This window comes from Streptomyces sp. NL15-2K, from assembly GCF_030551255.1.
GTDB lineage: Bacteria > Actinomycetota > Actinomycetes > Streptomycetales > Streptomycetaceae > Streptomyces.
In genome coordinates, this window is record NZ_CP130630.1 from 12,281,814 (window position 1) to 12,301,714 (window position 19,901).

Here is a 19,901-nt window from a genome sequence, read left to right on the forward strand (position 1 = left end):
ACACCCTCCGCAGCCATCCCTTGGAATTGATCATCTAGAAGATCACTGAAAATGTTGCGGGTTCTGGCCCCGGCCCGGTAGGGCCGGGGTCAGTCTTGTAGGCATGCAGGGGGAATGGGCCGGGGAGATGGTCGGGCCGGATGTGTGGGAGACCTGCCGGGAGTTGATCCCGGCCGGGAGCGTATTTGCGTTTCTGGCCGAGCACCGGGAGGCACTGTTCCCGCCGTCGATGTTCGCGGACATGTACCCGTCGTCCAACGGCCGTCCGAGTCTGCCGCCGCAGGTCCTGGCCGCCACCGTGGTGCTGCAGAGCCTGCAGGGGCTGTCGGACTTCGAGACGGTCCAGGAACTGCGGTGTGATCTGCGGTGGAAAGCGGCCTGTGGGCTGGGCTTGTACGACATGGCGTTCGATCCGTCGCTGCTGACGTACTTCAGGCGCCGGCTGCGCCACTCGGCCGAGCCGATGCGGATTTTCACCAAGGTCAAGGAGGTCGTGGCCGCGACCGGGGTGCTCAAGGGCAAGCAGCGGCGTGCTGTGGACTCCACCGTCCTCGATGACGCGGTGGCCACCCAGGACACCGTCACCCAGATCGTCTCCGCGATCCGCCGGGTGATCCGTGATGTCCCTGGAGCCCAGGAGGCCGCCGCGGAGCACTGCCGCGCGCACGACTACACCGACCCGGGCAAACCGAAGATCGCCTGGAACGACGAGCAGGCGCGCGCTGCGCTGGTGGATGCGCTGGTCACCGACGCCCTCAACCTGCTCGGGCGCCTGCCCGATCGTGAGCTGGGCGAGAAGGCCGCGAACGCGATGGGCCTGCTGGCCCTGGTCGCCGGGCAGGATGTGGAACCGGCCGAGGACTCCGACGGACGCGATGGCCGCTGGCGCATCGCCCGGCGCACCGCGCCCGACCGGACGGTGTCCACCGTCGATCCCGACGCCCGGCACATCCACAAAAACCGCACCCGCCACCAGGACGGATTCAAAGGACACGTCTCCTTCGAGCCGGAGAGCGGGCTGTTCACCGCCGTCGCTGTCACCGGCGGCTATGGTCCCGGCAACCACGAAGCGGCCGTTGCCCGTGATCTGCTGGACGGGGAGGACGGCGAGTTAACCGTGCTCGGCGACTCCGCCTACGGCACCGGCGAGCTGCGCGAACAGTTGCAGGCCGCGGGCCACACCCTGGTCATCAAGCCACCGCCGCTGCGGCAGGTGATCCCCGACGGCTTCACCATCGACGACTTCCGCATCGACCCAGCCGCCGGCACCGCGACCTGCCCAGCCGGACGAACCGCCAACCTCGGCCAGATCAAAGCCGACGGGGCCCGCACCGCCCAGTTCAAACGCCTCTGCGTCGGCTGCCCCCTGCGCGAGCGCTGCACCACATCCAAGACCGGACGCACCCTCAACATCCACCCCCAGCATGAACTGCTGACCGCCGCCCGCCGAGACGCCGCCGACCCGGCCTGGCAGGCCGAATACCGCAGATGGCGGCCCCCGGTCGAACGCGCCATCGCCTGGCTGGTCGCCAAGGGCAACCGACGCGTCCCGCACCGCGGCGTCATCGCCAACAACCTCTGGCTGCACCACCGCGCCGCCGCCCTCAACCTCCGCCGACTGATCAACCTCGGACTCACCCGGACCGGCACCACCTGGCACCTCACCCCGGCCACCACATAGCGAAAAGGGCCGCCCGGCCCACGGCCGGACAGCCCTCAACAAGATTTTCAGTGATCTTCTAGAAGATCACTGAAAATGTTGCGGGTTCTGGCCCCGGCCCGGTAGGGCCGGGGTCAGTCTTGTAGGCATGCAGGGGGAATGGGCCGGGGAGATGGTCGGGCCGGATGTGTGGGAGACCTGCCGGGAGTTGATCCCGGCCGGGAGCGTATTTGCGTTTCTGGCCGAGCACCGGGAGGCACTGTTCCCGCCGTCGATGTTCGCGGACATGTACCCGTCGTCCAACGGCCGTCCGAGTCTGCCGCCGCAGGTCCTGGCCGCCACCGTGGTGCTGCAGAGCCTGCAGGGGCTGTCGGACTTCGAGACGGTCCAGGAACTGCGGTGTGATCTGCGGTGGAAAGCGGCCTGTGGGCTGGGCTTGTACGACATGGCGTTCGATCCGTCGCTGCTGACGTACTTCAGGCGCCGGCTGCGCCACTCGGCCGAGCCGATGCGGATTTTCACCAAGGTCAAGGAGGTCGTGGCCGCGACCGGGGTGCTCAAGGGCAAGCAGCGGCGTGCTGTGGACTCCACCGTCCTCGATGACGCGGTGGCCACCCAGGACACCGTCACCCAGATCGTCTCCGCGATCCGCCGGGTGATCCGTGATGTCCCTGGAGCCCAGGAGGCCGCCGCGGAGCACTGCCGCGCGCACGACTACACCGACCCGGGCAAACCGAAGATCGCCTGGAACGACGAGCAGGCGCGCGCTGCGCTGGTGGATGCGCTGGTCACCGACGCCCTCAACCTGCTCGGGCGCCTGCCCGATCGTGAGCTGGGCGAGAAGGCCGCGAACGCGATGGGCCTGCTGGCCCTGGTCGCCGGGCAGGATGTGGAACCGGCCGAGGACTCCGACGGACGCGATGGCCGCTGGCGCATCGCCCGGCGCACCGCGCCCGACCGGACGGTGTCCACCGTCGATCCCGACGCCCGGCACATCCACAAAAACCGCACCCGCCACCAGGACGGATTCAAAGGACACGTCTCCTTCGAGCCGGAGAGCGGGCTGTTCACCGCCGTCGCTGTCACCGGCGGCTATGGTCCCGGCAACCACGAAGCGGCCGTTGCCCGTGATCTGCTGGACGGGGAGGACGGCGAGTTAACCGTGCTCGGCGACTCCGCCTACGGCACCGGCGAGCTGCGCGAACAGTTGCAGGCCGCGGGCCACACCCTGGTCATCAAGCCACCGCCGCTGCGGCAGGTGATCCCCGACGGCTTCACCATCGACGACTTCCGCATCGACCCAGCCGCCGGCACCGCGACCTGCCCAGCCGGACGAACCGCCAACCTCGGCCAGATCAAAGCCGACGGGGCCCGCACCGCCCAGTTCAAACGCCTCTGCGTCGGCTGCCCCCTGCGCGAGCGCTGCACCACATCCAAGACCGGACGCACCCTCAACATCCACCCCCAGCATGAACTGCTGACCGCCGCCCGCCGAGACGCCGCCGACCCGGCCTGGCAGGCCGAATACCGCAGATGGCGGCCCCCGGTCGAACGCGCCATCGCCTGGCTGGTCGCCAAGGGCAACCGACGCGTCCCGCACCGCGGCGTCATCGCCAACAACCTCTGGCTGCACCACCGCGCCGCCGCCCTCAACCTCCGCCGACTGATCAACCTCGGACTCACCCGGACCGGCACCACCTGGCACCTCACCCCGGCCACCACATAGCGAAAAGGGCCGCCCGGCCCACGGCCGGACAGCCCTCAACAAGATTTTCAGTGATCTTCTAGCCGCCGAACTGGAGCGCCGCCTCAACCTCGACGGCGACCTGGACGACGTGCCGCGCCTGATCGTCGCGGTCGACGAGGCCAACACCACGCTGCGCCAGCTCGCCCGCTGCTGGGAGACGTTCCGGCAGAAGGACGACCCGAAGACGTCCCCGGCTATCACCGCGCTCGAGGAAGCCCTCTGGCTGGGACGGGCGGCCCGCGTCCACGTCATCTTCGACGGACGGCCTCAGGCTGCCGTCCTCGCAGGGGCGGCCCACGAGTTCGCCACGGTCATCCTGGCGCGGTTCACGGCCGACACCTGGCGGCGCCTGGCCCCGAACGATAGCCGGTCCCGCCCCCAAGCCGCGCCACCACCAGCGGGGCCGCTTCCACGTCGTCCAGCACGGCGCCGCCCACGAGGCGCAGGCGATCCTGATGACGCCCGCCTCGTCGCCCTGGTCCGCGCCGGAGCCCGCTGCGAACGCGGCCACCTCGTCGAACGCCCCGAGACCCTCGCGGCATGAACAGCCTCAACCGATTGACAGCCCGCCAGTGCAGATTCCCCGCCAACGGCCGGCTGTGAAGCCACTCTCCGTAACCCTCAGTGGGCGATCTAGCCTTCGGGGTAGAAGACGAACAGCGTGCAACCCGTCATCGTCTGCGGGATGTGCGACGAACCTGCGGGGGCATGGATAAAGGAGCCAGCGGGATAGTCCCGGTCACCGTCGTTAAAGACGCCGGAGACCACGAAGACCTCCTCGGGCCCCGGTTCGTGAACGTCGATTCCCTGCCAGCACGTGTTCGGGTCCATCTCGAGGACATGGGCTTTCGCGCCGTTACCTCCGAGCCACAGCGGGCGCAAGCGGATACCCGGGAAGAGCTCGCGAACCGGGGCGTCCTGCACGGTGGACCACTCATAGCCGGGCATGTTCTGGTCTGTCGTCATGGAGCCAGCCTCTCCGACCGGTGTACCCCCGGCCGAGTGTCAGGGACGACATCCTGAGGTACTTTCCTGCCATGCATCGAGTAGCCGCACTCGTCCGCTCACCGCAGTCGACCTTCGAACTCAGCTGCGCGGCAGAGGTGTTCGGGATTGAGAGGCGAGGACTTCCGACGCGATACGCGTTCAGCGTGTGCACTGAGCACCCCGGACCCGTCGCGACGCGCGCCGGGTACGCCATGCTCGTGACCGACGGACTCGACGTTCTCGACCGGGCAGACACCGTGATCGTCCCTGGGTGGTTGCCCACCGAGGAGCCACCCTCACCTGCAATCACCCGGTCCCTGCGGCGCGCACACGACCGCGGAGCGCGGCTGGTCAGCATCTGTACCGGCGCCTTCGCGCTGGCGCACGCCGGTCTGCTGGACGGGCGACGGGCGACCACCCACTGGGCCCGAGCGGACGAACTGGCCGCATGCTTCCCAGCCGTCCACATCGACCGGGACGTGCTCTACGTGGATCACGGAGACGTGGCCACCAGCGCAGGCGCCGGAGCCGGCATCGACCTGTGCCTCCACCTGGTACGCACGGACCAGGGCGCCGGATACGCCGCGCATGTCGCTCGGAGCATGGTCATGCCGCCCCACCGCGAGGGCGGGCAGCTACAGTACGCGGCGCCGCCACACCCCGCCCAGATCGATGGTTCGCTTGCGCCATTGCTGGAGTGGATGACTGGGCGACTCGGCGAACCGCTCACGGTCGAGGATCTGGCCGCGCAGGCCGGCGTCTCCTCCCGCACGCTCGCCCGCCGGTTCACCGACCAGCTCGGCGTCGGCCCTGGGCATTGGCTGCTGGCCCAGCGGATAGCCGCGGCACGGGAGTTGTTGGAAAGCTCCGACCTCCCCTTGGACGCCGTCGCCCGCCGCGTCGGCCTCTCCTCGGCCACCAACCTCCGCAGGCGCTTCCTTCGCGCCCTGGGCACGACACCAGGTGCTTACCGCAGAGCGTTCAGGACCCACCCCCGATAGCACTCACCGGCTGCCTGTTGTCGATCCGGGGGTGGGTAGTTGGTGTGCTGGGTGGGGTGTGAGCTGTGGGGTTGGGTGTTGGTTGAGAATGGGCTTTGGCGGTGGTGGGGTGGGGCTGAGCTGGGGTTGTGCGGGTTGTAGTGGGAATTTCCGGGGCGTTGTGGGTAGCTTCTGCGTCTAATGGTCCGGGGTGTGTTTTGGCTGGTCAGGCGTGTTGTGCCTGGTCATAGGCCTGGCCTGGTGTCTGTGGTGTAGGAGCGTTGTAGGGAGCGTTCGGGCGGGGCGGGGGGCTGGTAGCTCCTGGCTCAGTGGTCGGTGGGTTAGGGGTTTTTGCCGGTCCAGTACAGGGCGGTGTCGATGTCGCGTGCGGTCCAGCCGTCGGCGGGTGCTCGGCTGTGTTGGAGGAGGTCGTCGAGGAGTTGCATGTAGCGGCCGTAGCGTCCCGGTGTGCGGGTGAGGGTGAGACCCAGGGTGTCCAGGGCGTGTTGGACACGGCGGTCGTAGACGCCATCCGCGTGGGTGCCGCTGCTGTCAGGGCGGCTGAGGCGAGGGCGTCGCCGGTACGGAAGCCGGGCAGTTCCCCCATGATGCTGCGTCCAGTGCGGGCAGCCTCACTGCGCGGTACCGCGGTGTCGCGGACTGCGGTGACGGCCCGCTTGGTGACCTCGCGCACGTGTGCATCGGGCAGGGACATGAGCGCCGATACCCACGGTGGCTTTATTCACGAGTAGTGACGTCAGTTGTTCACGGGTTTGGGAGGCACCCAGATCCACGGTCGGGTGATGTTCACGAGTTTTGACAGCACTGGGGTACTTGCCAGGGCAGCATCGGGGTGCTCCTGGTGAAAGGTCCTGGTCATGCCGCAGATGTCCAAGGTCGAGCTGTACGCGGCGATCCGGCGTGATCACCGTGCTGGCATGAAGATGCGCGAGCTTGAGCGGAAGTGCAACGTCTCGTGGAGGACGGTCAAGAAGGCCGTGGACTCCGTCTGGCCGGAGCCGCGGAAGAAGCTGCCGCCGCGGCCGACTGCGCTGGATCCGTACAAGCCGGTGATCGACGAGATGCTGCGGACGGACCTCGACGCGCCGCGCAAGCAGCGGCATACGATCACGCGGATCTTCCACCGGCTCATCGAGGAGCACGGCGCCGACGTGTCCTACCAGATGGTCCGACGCTACGTCTCCGACCGAAAGCCGGAGATCCTCGCGGCCTCGGGCAAAGCCCCCGTTGAAGCTTTTGTGCCGCAGACCCACCTGCCCGGCCACGAGGCGGAGGTCGACTTCGGCGACGTGACCGTGCGCCTGGCCGGCGAGCTGGTGACCTGCTACCTGTTCTCGCTCCGCCTGTCCTACTCGGGCAAGGCCGTCCACCGTGTCTTCGCCTCCTGCGGCCAGGAAGCCTTCTTCGAAGGACACGTACATGCGCTTCGCACGCTGGGCGGTGTCCCGCGAAGCAAGATCCGCTACGACAACCTGAAGTCGGCCGTCGCCCAGGTACTGGGGCTGAACAGGGCCCGGGTGGAGACAGACCGGTGGATCGCCTTCCGCTCGCACTTCAACATCGAGAGCTTCTACTGCCGCCCGGGCATTGAAGGCGCCCACGAGAAGGGCGGCGTCGAAGGAATGATCGGCTACTTCCGCCGCAACCACTTCACCCCGGCGTGTTGACTGAACTACCGAACCTTGTCTCCTTGTTCTTCGGACAGGCGGGAAGCGGGGTGGTTACCGTCCCCTGCCATGGCTGAAGGTGAGGATGTTCCAAGGGACTTGGGCTCGTTGGTGGTTCCTCGGGTGGGCTCGCTCGTGGAGGCCGACGATCTATGGGAGCCGTATCGGCTGGTTGATCCAGCGGGGTTCCCGGTGGGTGCGGTGACCGCGTATCTGCACGAGTTGCAGGCGGCGGGGCGGCCCGCGACAACGCAACGCTCCTATGGCATGGACCTGCTGAGGTGGTTCCGCTTCTTGTGGGCGATCGAAATGCCCTGGAACGAGGCGACCAGGATCGAGGCCCGCGACTTCTCGCGGTGGATCCAGATCACCGCCAAGCCTCCCCGACGCCGACGTACAGGCCAACGTGCACAACCGCGTACAGACCGTGCCGTGAATCCGATCACCGGGAAACGGCCGATCGGGACGACCTACGCCTCCTCGACGGTCGCGCACAGCGAGACGGTGCTCCGCAGCTTCTACGCCCACCATTTGGAGGCCGGGACCGGCCCGCTGGTGAACCCGTTTCCGCTGGCCAGGGCTCCTCGGGTGAACGCGCACCACAACCCGATGGAGCCGTGGCGCCCGCAGCGATCGGGGCTGTTCCGGCCGGGGCAGCCCCAGCGGATCCCCCGGCAGATCCCCGATGAGGTCTTCAACGAGTTGTTCGCGAGACTGTCCTCGGATCGGGACCGGGCCCTGGTCGCCTTCTGGATCTCGACCGGGGCCAGAGCCTCGGAACTGCTCGGCGTTGTGTCCGCGGGCACGGATCCGGGGCGGCAGCTGGTCACGGTGGTGCGCAAAGGGTCGCGCGCGATGCAGCAGCTGCCGGCCTCGCCGGACGCGTTCGTCTGGCTGCGGCTCTACCAGCAGCGGATGCACGGGCTGGTGCCCACTGGCCCGGATGTCCCGCTGTGGTGGACGCTGCGACGGCCGTTTCGCGCGCTCAACTACCATGCCGCGCGGGCGATGTTCGTCCGCGCGAACACCGCGCTCGGGTCGAACTGGTCGCTGCACGACCTTCGGCACACTGCGGCCTACCGGCTGGCCCGCGACCCGCTCATGCCGATCACGGACGTCCAATGGGTCCTCGGACATGCCCGTTTGTCCACGACTCAACGGTATGTCACGCCCACCGCCGAGGACGTCATCGAAGGAGTCCTGGCCCATCACCGCCGTCAGGCGGAGAGGCAGACAGAGCCATCTGCGCCGTTGCTGCACTACCGCCCGGAGAGCCTGGACGTGCTGTTCGGCCGGGGGCGGCCGTGACCACCAGCGTCATCAGCGAAGCAGTGGCCGCTCGGCCCTGGCAGCTCAGCGCGGAGGCCGAGGCCCTTTGGAAGAAGTTCCCGCCCCGGGCCAACCCAAAGAGCTGGCCCGCGACCCGAGCCTCCCGAGCCGCCGTGGTGACCCGCATGCTCACGCCGCCATTCCTGGGGCACGACTCCAAGACACGCTGCAACCGGAAGCTGACCCTGCTCAAGGTGCTCGACTGGCTGGAGATGCAGCCCGGCAACACGTGGCAGGAGCGGTGGGACGCCAGCGGCGTCGGTGTCGACGGGCGCGTGGACTGGCGGACCCGCCTCATCGACGACCTGAAGAGCGTCGACAACCTCGGCCCGCGCGGGGAACGGATCTTCAAAATCCTTGGCATGGGCCTGGTCCAGCTGATCGGCGGCGACGTCCTGCGGCCGAATCTGGGCTGGTTGATAGCCACCAACTCGCCCCTGCGGATCGCGAACGAGATGGAGCGCGTCCGCGACGGCGAGGCCATCGCCAAGCTCCGGGCCCTGCGGACCGCGAGCACGGTCGGCGACTCCACGGTGCTGCCCGCGATCGAGAAGATCGCGCTCATCATGGCGGCGAAGGGCGGCATGGTCGCCGACCTCACCCCCGGCGACTGCCTGGAACTGTTCAAGACCAGTAAGGAGGTCTTCCCGGGACCGGGCAAGTCCGCCCGGCACAGCCCGTTCTGCTATCAGCTGCTGCACTCTCTCGGCGCCTTCCCTGCTGACGCACCGCCTTCGGTCCGCATGTTCAGCACACGCTTCCCCGGCCAGCTCACCACCGAGCAACTCGTCGACCGCTACGACCTGGCCTGCCGCCCCGTCCGCGACCTGCTGGTCGACTACCTGAGAGAACGTCAGCCCGGCGTCGACCACAACACGTTGACTGGCCTGGCGACCGCGCTGGCCCTGTGGTTCTGGAAGGACCTGGAGAAACACCACCCCGGAATGGACTGGCTCCGGCTCGCACCGGACGTCGCCGCAGCCTGGAAGCGACGTCTGCAGACCCGGATCGTCCGCAGCACCAACGAGCACGGCCAGGTCGTGGAATCCACGGTGGAACGGGCCACCGCCTCCGACACGCTGATGACCGTTCGCGCCTTCTACCTGGACCTAGCGCAGTGGGCCCTCGACGAACCCGCCCGCTGGGGCCCGTGGGCTGTCCCCTGCCCGGTCCGCGCCTACGACGTCCAGCACCGCAAAATGAAGTCGCGGCAGAAGGCCCGCATGGACCAGCGCACCCGCGAGCGACTTCCTGTCCTCCCGGCCCTGCTCGAAGCGGTTGACCGGAACCGCAGAGCCGCGGCGGCTCGCCTGGCTGCCGCCGAACACGTCCGCCCCGGCGAGCTGTTCACCGCCGGCGGACAGACGCTGCGGCGCGCGATCCTCAAGCGGCATTCGCCTCACCTTTGGGCCGAAGAACCCGCAACCGGCCGGCGCCGGAACCTGGCGAGGGAGGAGAGCAACTCCTTCTGGGGCTGGGCCGCGGTCGAGGTCCTGCGGATGACCGGCATCCGGATCGAGGAACTGAGCGAGATCTCGCACCACAGCCTGGTCCAATACCGGCTGCCGAGCACGGGCGAGCTCGTCCCGCTGCTGCAGATCGCCCCGTCCAAGACCGACGAAGAACGGCTCCTGGTCGTCTCCCCGGAACTCGCCGACGTGCTCTCGGCGATCATCTGCCGCGTCCGCGCCGACGATGGCGGCGTCCCGCTCGTGATCGCCTACGACCACCACGAGAAGGTCTGGAACCCGCCCATGCCGCTGCTGTTCCAGCGCAAGATCGGACTCGAGGACCGGCCGATCCCCATCGACGGCATCCGCACCCTCCTCCAGGACGCGCTCGCCGCCACCGGATTCACCGACGCGACCGGCCAGCCGCTGCACTTCGCTCCGCACGACTTCCGGAGGATCTTCACGACCGACGCCGTCATGAACGGCATGCCGCCCCACATCGCCCAGCTGATCCTCGGACATCGCGACATCAACACGACCATGGGATACAAGGCGGTCTATCCCGAGGAAGTCATCAACGGACACCGGGCGTTCATCGCCCGCCGCCGGGACCTGCGGCCCAGCGAGGAATACCGCAGCCCCACCGAGGAGGAGTGGGAGGAGTTCCTCGGCCACTTCGAACACCGCAAAGTCGCTCTCGGTGACTGCGGCCGAGCCTACGGCACCAGTTGCATTCATGAGCACAGCTGCATCCGCTGCCCGCTCCTACGGGCTGATCCAGCCCAAAGGCCCCGTCTCATCGACATCCGAGACAACCTGATCGCCCGCATCGCCGAGGCCGAGCGCGAAGGCTGGCGCGGTGAGGCCGAGGGGCTCAAGGTCAGTTTGTCCGCGGCGAACGCCAAACTTGCCCAGCTCGACAACCACATCGCCCGACGCGCGACCGCTGTCGAGCTCGGCATGCCGAGCTTCGGGCGCATCGTCATGCGCACGGTGAACTCCGAGCAGGAAGGTTGAGCAGCGAAGGGGGCGGCTGCCTTCGGCAGCCGCCCTCTGATCGCTTACCGCGGGTCGGAGTCCAGGAACTCGCGCAGGGCCTGGCCGCTCAGGATGCGCACCGGGTTCCGGCCGGGCGGCAGCGGAAGTTTCTTCCCCAGCGCCCACTGGAACCGCGATGCCGGGCGAAGATCGAAGACGTACTTCCCGCCTTCGGCCTCATCGGGTTCCGATCCAACGATCTCGAAGGCGCCGACGCACACTTGGCCGTCGACGAAGGCCAACAGGTAATCGCCGTGCTGGTTGATGGTGTCCGCCGAGAACTTCCACCAGCGCGATGCGCCAACCTCGACGGTGTCGCCGTTCTTCAAGGACTGCCGCACGTCCACTGCCAGCATCGAACCCCCAACTGTTGAGTTGTTCGACCATGTTGTTCGGCCGATGAGATGACTCTAGGGCACTTCGATGATTTTTATCAACCGATAAACCGTGTTGATCATGGGTCAACTGGCCCTGCGGGCGGGCGACATGACCCCCTTGGCCCCCTCGCGCAAGTTCAGAGAAGGTTCCGGAAGTCGACTCCCTCGCCGAGCTGAACGAGATGGTCGACCAGTGGGACCTGCACGACGGGCACCGCAGGATCGGTTCACGGCCGCGGACCGTCGACGAGTACTTCGCCATCGAGCAGCCACTGCTGATGCCGCTTCCGCAGGAACCGTTCGAGACGGGCCGGCTGTTCACGCCACGCGTCGACCGCTACAGCCAGATCGCCGTCCGCACCAACCGCTACTCGGTCCCGACCCGCCTCATCGGCAAGCGGGTGCGAGTTGTCCTGCACGCCTCGCACCTGGTCGTTTACGACAGAAACATCGAGGTGGCCCGCCATGAGAGGCTGATCGCGAAGGGCAGCTGCCGCCTGGACCTGGACCACTACCTCGAAGCCCTCATCCGCAAGCCCGGCGCCTTCCCCGGCGCCACGGCCCTGGAACAGGCCCGATCCGCAGGCAAATTCACCCCGGTCCACGACGCCTGGTGGGCCCAGGCCCGCAAGGTTCACGGCGAGCGGGACGGCACCCGGGCGTTGATCGAGGTCCTGCTGCTGAACCGCCACCTCGCCCACGAGCACGTGGTCGCTGGCCTGGCCACCGCACTGCGGGCCGGCGCCCTGACCGCCGACGCGGTCGCCCTGGAGGCCCGCAAGGCCGCCCAGACAGAGGACGAGCCAACCATCGGCGCATCCATCCCGACGGTTCCCGGGCAGACGCCGGCCACTGTCACGTCACTGCACGAGTGGCGGCTCGCTCACCTCCCGCCGGACACCAGGCCGCTGCCGTCGGTGACCCCCTAAGACCAACTGCTCCGACGCCGCCGCACCAGCGGCAGCGACCACCATGAGGGAGAAGCCCAGTGACCCTGCCCCGCCAGCGAGGCTTGACCGAGCAGGCCGCCGACGCCGCGATCGACACCGCCTGCCGCCTGCTGCGGCTGCCCTCGATCCGCAACGAGTTCAACGACATCGCCGACAGGGCTGTCAAGGACCAGATGACCTACCGGGGCTTCCTCGCCGAACTGCTGATGACCGAGTGCGACGACCGGGCACGCCGCCGCTCGGAACGACGCATCAAAGCAGCCGGTTTCCCACGGGAGAAGTCACTTCGGGCCTTCGACTTCGACGCCAACCCGAACATCGACGCGGCCACCGTCCACACCTCGCCAGCTGCGAGTGGATCAAGAAGAGCCAGGCGCTCTGCCTGATCGGGGACTCCGGCACCGGCAAGTCCCACATGCTCATCGCCCTGGGCACCGAGGCGGCCATGAAGGGCTACCGCGTCCGCTACACGCTCGCAACGAAGCTGGTCAACGAGCTGGTCGAGGCCGCCGACGAAAAGCAGCTCAACAAGACCATCGCCCGCTACGGCCGCGTCGACCTCCTCTGCATCGACGAACTCGGCTACATGGAACTCGACCGCCACGGCGCCGAGCTCCTGTTCCAGGTGCTGACTGAGCGGGAGGAGAAGAACAGCGTCGCCATCGCGTCAAAGGAGTCCTTCGGCGGCTGGACCAAGACCTTCACCGATCCCCGCCTCTGCGCGGCCATCGTCGACCGCCTCACCTTCAACGGCACGATCATCGAGACCAGCACCGACTCCTACCGCCTCGCCAGCACCCGGGCCCGAGCCGAAGAGCACGTCGCCAGCTGAAGATCTTCCCTCCCGGCCTCTGGACACGTCCCCAGGGCCGGGAGGCCAGGGTCACAGGGCGAACAGTCCTGCCGCCGTCTCTCTAAAGCCGCAGGCACCGAAGTAGAACGATCGCAAGTGCTCTTCGAAGTCGACATGCAACCACTCACACCCCGCAGCACGGCATCCCTCAGCAGCTGCCTTGACCAGCGCGGCTCCCACCCCGTTCGAACGCTTGCGCTGAGCTACGACCGTGTCCAGGACGAACGCATGGACGCCGCCGTCCCAGGCGACGTTAACGAAGCCGACCAACCGATCACCTTCCCAGGCGCAGACCCAGCCGAGGCTGTGACGTTGAAGCCTTGCACACCAGTCCGTCTGCTCGACCGGATGATCGAACCCTTCGGCATGCAGCTTGTTGAGAGCTGAGTTGTCGACGTGGCCCCGCCACTCATACGTGATCGTCATGATCCGAACCTAGCGACCACCAGAGCCGGACTACAGAGCGGGCCGACACACTCACTCTCGGCTGCCGTCAAAACTGCTGACCAAAGAACGCGCCGAAGATCGGTAAGTGCTGCCCAAACTCATCGACAAGTGCTGTCGCAACAAACGAACGAAGCCAATGTCGACGGCAAGCCCCGCAGGCCGTGGATCACGTGGTTCACCGACTGCGCCACCAACGGCATCACCGGCGTCGCGGTCACGCCGGTGCATCCGTCGCGGGAGTCGGTGCTGGCCGCGCTGCGTTCCGCGGTGCTGCGCGAGGACCCTTACGGTCCGTTCGGCGGCCTGCCTCAAAAGGTGCGGGTGGACCGGGGCAAGGATTTCCTGTCCAGGACGGTGACCGCAGCGCTCGATCTCCCGGACGTCACCGTGGAGGACCTGCCCGCCGGCACCCCGCACCTCAAGGGCACGGTCGAGGGCCTGAACCGGGCGGTGGAGCCGATGCTGCTGGCCGCGCTGCCCGGCTACGCCCGCCAGCCCCGCCCCGGCAAACGCCCCTCCCGGCCGAAGGACGAGGTGCTGCTCAGCTTCGAGGACTTCACCGCCCGGCTGCTGGACTGGACACGGTTGGTGGAACACCGAGCACCGCCCCGAACCGCTGCGGGGCAGGACCCCGCTTCAGGCGTGGCAGGACGATCCCACTCGACGTCCACGCCGCGTACGCCAGGGCCCGTCTCCTTCACAGTCCAGCAGTCCGGCCGGGTGTGCGCACTCCAGGATGAGGCGGACAGCGCTCGCCGGGAAGCCGCAGTCCAGGCGGGCCATGCCTGCACGTGTCCGGCTGCCGCCAACTGCACTGCGAAGGTGTAGGCGGGCTTGGTGGTGTAGAGCGGTCGCGGTTCGGTGACCATGGTTTCAGTCCTTGGGGAAGTGGCGGTGCACGTTATGGCTGGTGATGCTGTAGCCGGGCATGGTCTTCATCTGGGACAGCCGCTGCCTGGCACGGACTCGGTGAGGTCAGGAGAGGTAAGCGAGGACCTCGGCGTAGGAGTCCGCTGTGAAGTCGGACGGCACTCCCACTTCCCGCTTCCTTCCGACTGGTCCAGGACGGCGGGATCGCCGCCGACCACATCACGGCAGGGACGACAATGAGCAGCGAGACCACGGCCGACCACGCCACGGCACGGGCGGGCTCCGACGCCGTCCCCATGGCGGACCGGACGGACAACGCGGACAGGGAGGCGGCGCCGTGACAGCGCATCACATCGTGGCAGTGGACGACGAGGCGCGCCTCGGCACCGACGTGCTGCTGCGTGCCGAGGACGTCGTCAAGCACTACGCCCTGCGCCGGGATTCCCTCACCCGGCACCGCAGGGTGCTGCGCGCCGTGGACGGGGTCTCCCTGGAGGTGCGGCGCGGGAGACGCTCGGCATCGTCGGCGAGTCCGGCTGCGGCAAGTCGACCCTCGGCCGCTGTCTGGTGCGGCTCACCGACCTCACGGGCGGCCGGGTCGAGTTCGACGGGCAGGACATCACCGCGCTGTCCGCCCGGCGCCTACGGCGCGTCCGTCCCGGCATGCAGCTGGTCTTCCAGGACCCGCAGGCCTCCCTCAACCCGCGCCGCCGTGCCGGGGACATCGTGGCCGAGCCGCTGCTCGTGCACGGCTACGGGGGCGCGGCCGCGGTCCGGCGGCGGGTCGCCGCGCTGTTCGACGTCGTCGGGCTGGCCTCGGCGCACCTGGACCGGTACCCGCACGAGTTCTCCGGCGGCCAGCGCCAGCGCATCGGCATCGCGAGGGCCCTGGCCACGAACCCCGAGCTGATCGTCGCCGACGAACCGGTGTCCGCCCTCGACATGTCGATCCAGGCGCAGGTGCTGAACCTGTTCGCCGATCTCCAGGAGGAGTTCGGGCTCACCTACGTGTTCATCGCCCCACGACCTCGGCGTGGTCCGCCATGTGTCCGACCGGATCGCCGTCATGTACCTGGGCGAGATCGTCGAACTCGCCGAGACGGAGGAGCTGTACGGCGCCCCCGCCCACCCGTACACCCAGACGCTGCTGTCCGCGGTACCGGACATCGACGACGGCACCACGACGGCGGACGGCGGCCCGGGGCCCCGGCCCCGGGAACGCATCGTCCTCACCGGCGAGGTACCCAACCCGGTGGCCAAGCCGGCCGGCTGCGCGTTCCACACCCGCTGCCCGTACGCGCGTGAGCGCTGCGCGCTGGAACGTCCGCGCCTCGTCCGGACGCCGTCCGGCCGGCACACCGCCTGCCATTACCCGCTCGTCGGCTGACGGCTCCCTGAGGCTCCGGGGGCGCGCCGCTGGGCCGGAGCGGAGAGCCTGCGAGCGCCTGAGTCGCTCGCGTCGTCGTCGGACTCCAGGCGCAGACACTCGATCAGGTAGTCGCCGGTGTCGGGGTCGAGGGTCACCCCGTGGGTCTCGCTGCGGAAGCCGGGGAAGCGGCGGTCGAAGGACTCCAGCGCGCTGAGGTAACGCAGCAGCGGGCCGTCCTTGTCGCCGGCGCTCTCGCCGGGCATCAGCACGGGGATGCCGGGAGGGGTGACGGTGACCATGGCGGCCGCCACCCGGCCGGGCGCCTCGGCCAGCCGCACCCGCTCGGTGCCGCCGCGGACCAGGCGCTGGTAGCACAGTTGGGGCGGGGAGACTGGCTCCGGCAGTTGCTGGAAGGCGGTGTCCAGCAGCTCCACCAGGCGGACCGAGCGCAGATGGTCGTGCATCTCCTGGCACAGTTCGCGCAGGGTCCGGCCGGAGTAGCGCCTCGGGTGCTCGGCGACGAGGGCGGGTAGGACGCGGTCGAGCGGGGCGTCACCGTCGTAGAGCGCCTTGAAGTCCATCAGGGCGTCCAGCAGGGTGCCCCACTTGCCCTTGGTGATGCCCATGGAGAACAGCACCAGCGTGGTGTAGCTGTCCGTCTTCTCCACCACGATGCCCCGGGTGCCCAGGTAGGCGGTGAGCACCCGGGCCGGGATGCCCCAGTCGGCCATGTCGCCGGTGGCGGTGACCCCCGGGCAGGTCAGGGTGACCTTGATCGGATCCAGCATGCAGTAGCCGTCGGTCAGCCCGGGGAAGCCGTGCCAGTCCGCTCCCGGTTCGAGGTGCCAGCAGGAGGGCTCGGTGCGCAGCAGGTCGGCCGGGGCCTCGTCGAAGGGCAGGCGTGTGCCGCTTTCCGGGTCGGTCACCGTCTCGGGCTGCCACACCCCGAAGAACCACGGCGGCCGGTCCCCGGCGGCCTCGATGCGCCGCCGGATGCGCACCATCTCCTGGCGGAAGCGGATCGCCTCGGTCACCGCCTCGTCGACCAGCCACTGGCCCTGCGGCCCGTCCATCATCGCGGTGGCCACGTCCAGTGAGGCGATCATCGGATACAGCGGGGACGTGGTGCCGTGCATCATCAGCGCCTCGTTGAACCGGTCGTGCTCGACCGGGGCCCGGGGCGCGGGCCGGACGTGCACCATGGCGCTCTGCGACAGCGCGGCGAGGAGCTTGTGGGTGGACTGGGTCGCGAAGACAGTGGGGCGTTCGGGGCCGGGGAAGGTCTCCGGGCCCACCGACATGCCGTAGCGGCCGGCGTAGAGGGGATGGAAGCGGGCGTAGGCGAACCACGCTTCGTCGAAGTGGAGCCTGGGTGTGCTGGAGGCGAATGCCCGGGCCGCCGCCACGGCGTCATAACACAGGCCGTCGTAGGTGGAGTTGGTGAAGACGGCGTACTGGGCTGCGGTCGGGAGGGCACCCTGGGCCAGCGGGTTCGTGGCGATCCGGGCTGCCACCGAGTCCGCCTCGGTCTCGGACGGGGGCAGTGGCCCGGCGAGACCGTAGCCGTTGCGGGTGGGGATCAGGTACACCGGCCGGGCGCCGGAGACGACCAGGCCCTGAAGGACCGACTTGTGGCAGTTGCGGTCCACCAGCGCGATCTCGTCGCGGGTGACGCTGAAGTGGCCGACCAAGCGGTTGCAGGTGGAGTCGCCGTGCAGGACGAAGTAGGTGAGGTCGGAGCCGAAGACCCGGGCGGCGTTGCGCTCGGCCTCGCCGATTGGGCCGGTGTGCTCGAACAGCGACCCGAGCTCTTCGACCGAGATCGACAGGTCGCTGCGCAGCAGCCGCTCCCCGAAGTAGTCGTGGAACGCCCGGCCCACGGGCGACTTGAGGAAGGCGACGCCGCCGGAGTGGGCAGGGGTGTGCCACGAATACTCGTGCGCGTCGTCGAAGCGGCGCAGCGCCAGGAAGAACGGTGGCAGGACGGCTTCCCGGTAGCTGCGGGCAGCGGTGGTGATCCGGCCCGCGATGAACGCCGGGGTGTCCTCCAGCGGCCAGACGTAGCCCACCACCGACTCCGACACCCACAGTGGCAGGTTCTGCATGCCCTCGTCGTCCGTCATGACCAGGAACACGGGCAGGTCCTGGAAGCGGCGGCCGATCCGGCGCAGGACCGCCGCACCGCCCGGCTCACCGTCCGCCCCGGGACCGGGCGGAAGGTCCCAGGCCACCAACGCGGCGGCCAGGCCGGCCTCGGTGCGCAGCACCGCGTCGGCGTCGGCCGCGCTGACCGCCCAGCGGGTCCCGAACCCCGCTAACTCGATCGCCTCACGGATCTTCACCAGCTGCTCGACGCCTGCGCCCTCGTCCTTGGGGTGCTCGCGTACCGCGACCAGAATCCTGCTGTCGGCCATGCCGTCCCCTCCCCGGCGGCGTGTGCCGCCCCCGGCCAGTGTCCGCACGGCACACCGGGGACGACGGACATCACAGCGGTAAACCACCCCGACGACGGAATGCGCCATACGCGCCTTGACCCGGGTTGCCGGTCAGCGCTGATGGCCGGGCCGACCGGTCGGTGCGTTGTGCTGCCGTGTCGCGGTCGCCTCAGGCGCCCGGTCGCCTCCTCGATGCCGAGGGCGGCCTGGCCCGACACAGCGGGGCCGCTGGGTCGGGCCAGCTCCGGGATCGGGACTGTAAAACGTTCGGTGTAACTCCCGATCATGGAAGATGCATCGATGACCATCGACAACGTGACCGAGGTTGAACCCGGCGAGCCGTCTGAGGCGGCGTCGGCGAAGTTTGTGGACGACCGGCTGATTGACGAGCTGGTGGGCCGGGCTCAGGCCGAGGGCCTTCAGCTGACCGGCGAGGGCGGGCTGCTCCAGCAGCTGACGAAGCGGCTCCTGGAGTCCGCTCTCGAGGGTGAGATCACCGACCATCCCGGCTATGACAAGCACGATCCGGCCGGCAAGAACGGCGGCAACTCCCGTAACGGCACCCGCGCCAAGACCGTGCTCACCGACGTCGGCCCGGTCGAGATAGCCGTGCCCCGCGACCGGGAAGGCAGCTTCGAGCCGAGGATCGTCAAGAAGCGGCAGAAGCGATTGTCCGGTGTGGACGAGATGGTCATCTCGCTCGCGGCGAAGGGCCTGACGACCGGTGAGGTCCAGGCCCACCTTGCCGAGGTCTATGGAGCCGAGGTGTCCCGGCAGACCATCTCCACGATCACCGACAAGGTTCTCGACGGCATGGCCGAATGGCAGAACCGACCGCTCGACGCCGTCTATCCCGTGATCTTCATTGACGCCATCCACGTGAAGATCCGTGACGGGGCGGTGGCCAACAGGCCCATTTACGTGGCCCTGGCGGTCACTGTCGAGGGCCGGCGGGAGATCCTGGGGCTGTGGGCCGGCGACGGCGGCGAGGGCGCCAAGCACTGGCTGCACATCCTCACCGAGATCAAGAACCGCGGGGTGAGCGACGTGCTCATGCTGGTCTGCGACGGGCTCAAGGGCCTGCCCGAGGCGGTGGAGACCGTCTGGCCCAGGACGATCGTGCAGATCTGCGTGGTGCATCTGCTGCGGAACTCCTTCCGCTATGCCGCCCGCCAGGACTGGGACAAGATCGCCAAGCCTCTCAAGCCGGTCTACACCGCCCCCACCGAAGAGGCCGCCCTGGACCGGTTCGACGAGTTCGCCGACGCCTGGGGCCGGAAGTATCCGGCGATCGCGAAACTGTGGGAAAACGCCTGGGAGGAGTTCACCCCGTTCCTGCGGTTCGACACCGAAATCCGCCGCATCGTCTGCACGATGAACGCGATCGAGTCCGTCAACGCCCGCATCCGCCGGGCGGTCCTTGAGTCAAGGCCCGAGGACACTTCCCCAACGAGCAGGCCGCCCTGAAGTGCGTCTACATGGCGATCATGTCCCTCGATCCCACAGGCAAGGGGCAGGCCCGCTGGACCATGCGCTGGAAGACTGCACTGAACGCTTTCGATATCACCTTCGACGGCCCCTGTCGGCGGCCCGTCAGTAACCTCAACTACCGCAGTCACACCAATCGTTTGACAGTCCCTGTTCAGGGCACACTCCCCGACGGAGCCCAATTACGCGGTCGTTCACAGCACGGAGTGACTTCGCGCCCTGGCCCGCCAAG

Annotated in this window: 13 protein-coding genes and 3 pseudogenes; 12 read left to right on the plus strand and 4 right to left on the minus strand. The window is 68.5% G+C overall.

The genetic code is table 11. The annotated features are described in order from the left end of the window. Positions 1-103 precede the first annotated feature (103 nt). From Q4V64_RS54005 to Q4V64_RS54015, 3 genes are all read left to right on the plus strand, one after another. A complete protein-coding gene (locus Q4V64_RS54005) occupies positions 104-1,681 on the plus strand; it encodes an IS1182 family transposase (protein WP_303708624.1) in 1,578 nt (525 codons plus the stop codon). A gap of 127 nt (positions 1,682-1,808) precedes the next feature. After that, complete coding sequence (locus tag Q4V64_RS54010; RefSeq protein ID WP_303708624.1) at positions 1,809-3,386, plus strand: IS1182 family transposase; 1,578 nt, start codon at positions 1,809-1,811, stop codon at positions 3,384-3,386. Positions 3,387-3,495: 109 nt separating this feature from the next. Continuing rightward, the gene (locus tag Q4V64_RS54015) at positions 3,496-3,951 is read left to right on the plus strand and encodes a hypothetical protein (RefSeq protein WP_303715365.1); all 456 of its coding nucleotides are present in this window, start codon (positions 3,496-3,498) and stop codon (positions 3,949-3,951) included. An 89-nt stretch (positions 3,952-4,040) separates the two neighbouring features. Here the strand turns inward: Q4V64_RS54015 and Q4V64_RS54020 are convergent, their stop codons facing one another. Beyond that, on the minus strand, positions 4,041-4,373 hold the full coding sequence (locus tag Q4V64_RS54020; RefSeq protein ID WP_253267419.1) for a cupin domain-containing protein: 333 nt from the start codon (positions 4,371-4,373) through the stop codon (positions 4,041-4,043). A gap of 71 nt (positions 4,374-4,444) precedes the next feature. Here Q4V64_RS54020 and Q4V64_RS54025 point away from each other — a divergent pair, with 71 nt between their 5' ends. The 4 genes from Q4V64_RS54025 to Q4V64_RS54040 all read left to right on the plus strand — a co-directional run bounded on the left by Q4V64_RS54025 (position 4,445) and on the right by Q4V64_RS54040 (position 10,859). Then, positions 4,445-5,395, plus strand: coding sequence for a helix-turn-helix domain-containing protein (locus tag Q4V64_RS54025; RefSeq protein ID WP_124444693.1), 951 nt, complete (start codon positions 4,445-4,447; stop codon positions 5,393-5,395). A gap of 857 nt (positions 5,396-6,252) precedes the next feature. Next, on the plus strand, positions 6,253-7,062 hold the full coding sequence (gene istA / locus Q4V64_RS54030; protein WP_253267418.1) for an IS21 family transposase: 810 nt from the start codon (positions 6,253-6,255) through the stop codon (positions 7,060-7,062). A 432-nt stretch (positions 7,063-7,494) separates the two neighbouring features. Further along, positions 7,495-8,370 carry a site-specific integrase gene (locus Q4V64_RS54035; RefSeq protein ID WP_253267417.1) on the plus strand — a complete coding sequence of 292 codons (876 nt, stop codon included), beginning with the start codon at positions 7,495-7,497 and terminating at the stop codon, positions 8,368-8,370. Next, positions 8,367-10,859 carry a site-specific integrase gene (locus Q4V64_RS54040; protein ID WP_124444691.1) on the plus strand — a complete coding sequence of 831 codons (2,493 nt, stop codon included), beginning with the start codon at positions 8,367-8,369 and terminating at the stop codon, positions 10,857-10,859. Before Q4V64_RS54035 ends, Q4V64_RS54040 begins: the two co-directional genes overlap by 4 nt. Positions 10,860-10,903: 44 nt before the next feature. Here the strand turns inward: Q4V64_RS54040 and Q4V64_RS54045 are convergent, their stop codons facing one another. Next, positions 10,904-11,236 carry a hypothetical protein gene (locus tag Q4V64_RS54045; protein ID WP_124444690.1) on the minus strand — a complete coding sequence of 111 codons (333 nt, stop codon included), beginning with the start codon at positions 11,234-11,236 and terminating at the stop codon, positions 10,904-10,906. Positions 11,237-11,439: 203 nt separating this feature from the next. Here Q4V64_RS54045 and Q4V64_RS54050 point away from each other — a divergent pair, with 203 nt between their 5' ends. Continuing rightward, positions 11,440-12,186 (plus strand): hypothetical protein, encoded by a 747-nt coding sequence (locus Q4V64_RS54050; protein ID WP_253267416.1) that lies wholly within the window; start codon positions 11,440-11,442, stop codon positions 12,184-12,186. 59 nt (positions 12,187-12,245) lie between these two features. Beyond that, positions 12,246-13,039, plus strand: a pseudogene (istB, locus tag Q4V64_RS54055) (IS21-like element helper ATPase IstB). A gap of 51 nt (positions 13,040-13,090) precedes the next feature. Here istB and Q4V64_RS54060 read toward each other — a convergent pair. Continuing rightward, on the minus strand, positions 13,091-13,486 hold the full coding sequence (locus Q4V64_RS54060) for a GNAT family N-acetyltransferase (protein ID WP_124444689.1): 396 nt from the start codon (positions 13,484-13,486) through the stop codon (positions 13,091-13,093). Between the two features lie 129 nt (positions 13,487-13,615). Between Q4V64_RS54060 and Q4V64_RS54065 the strand changes: the two genes are divergently transcribed. Both Q4V64_RS54065 and Q4V64_RS55965 read left to right on the plus strand, forming a co-directional pair. Next, on the plus strand, positions 13,616-14,335 hold the full coding sequence (locus Q4V64_RS54065) for a transposase family protein (protein WP_253267415.1): 720 nt from the start codon (positions 13,616-13,618) through the stop codon (positions 14,333-14,335). Between the two features lie 379 nt (positions 14,336-14,714). Next, positions 14,715-15,764 (plus strand): annotated as a pseudogene (locus Q4V64_RS55965) (oligopeptide/dipeptide ABC transporter ATP-binding protein). On the opposite strand, the gene Q4V64_RS54080 reads toward Q4V64_RS55965, so the two are convergent. Continuing rightward, positions 15,746-18,160, minus strand: coding sequence for an Orn/Lys/Arg decarboxylase N-terminal domain-containing protein (locus Q4V64_RS54080; RefSeq protein ID WP_124444688.1), 2,415 nt, complete (start codon positions 18,158-18,160; stop codon positions 15,746-15,748). The pseudogene Q4V64_RS55965 and the gene Q4V64_RS54080 overlap by 19 nt on opposite strands. 306 nt (positions 18,161-18,466) lie before the next feature. Here Q4V64_RS54080 and Q4V64_RS54085 point away from each other — a divergent pair. Beyond that, positions 18,467-19,752 (plus strand): annotated as a pseudogene (locus Q4V64_RS54085) (IS256 family transposase); the annotation flags it as partial. Between the last annotated feature and the right edge of the window lie 149 nt (positions 19,753-19,901).

Coding starts and splice junctions, on each gene's coding strand:
- Q4V64_RS54005 (WP_303708624.1), top strand. CDS start 104: ATGCAGGGGGAATGGGCCGGGGAGATGGTCGGGCCGGATGTGTGGGAG.
- Q4V64_RS54010 (WP_303708624.1), top strand. CDS start 1,809: ATGCAGGGGGAATGGGCCGGGGAGATGGTCGGGCCGGATGTGTGGGAG.
- Q4V64_RS54020 (WP_253267419.1), bottom strand. CDS start 4,373: ATGACGACAGACCAGAACATGCCCGGCTATGAGTGGTCCACCGTGCAG.
- Q4V64_RS54025 (WP_124444693.1), top strand. CDS start 4,445: ATGCATCGAGTAGCCGCACTCGTCCGCTCACCGCAGTCGACCTTCGAA.
- istA (WP_253267418.1), top strand. CDS start 6,253: ATGCCGCAGATGTCCAAGGTCGAGCTGTACGCGGCGATCCGGCGTGAT.
- Q4V64_RS54045 (WP_124444690.1), bottom strand. CDS start 11,236: ATGCTGGCAGTGGACGTGCGGCAGTCCTTGAAGAACGGCGACACCGTC.
- Q4V64_RS54050 (WP_253267416.1), top strand. CDS start 11,440: ATGGTCGACCAGTGGGACCTGCACGACGGGCACCGCAGGATCGGTTCA.
- Q4V64_RS54060 (WP_124444689.1), bottom strand. CDS start 13,486: ATGACGATCACGTATGAGTGGCGGGGCCACGTCGACAACTCAGCTCTC.
- Q4V64_RS54080 (WP_124444688.1), bottom strand. CDS start 18,160: ATGGCCGACAGCAGGATTCTGGTCGCGGTACGCGAGCACCCCAAGGAC.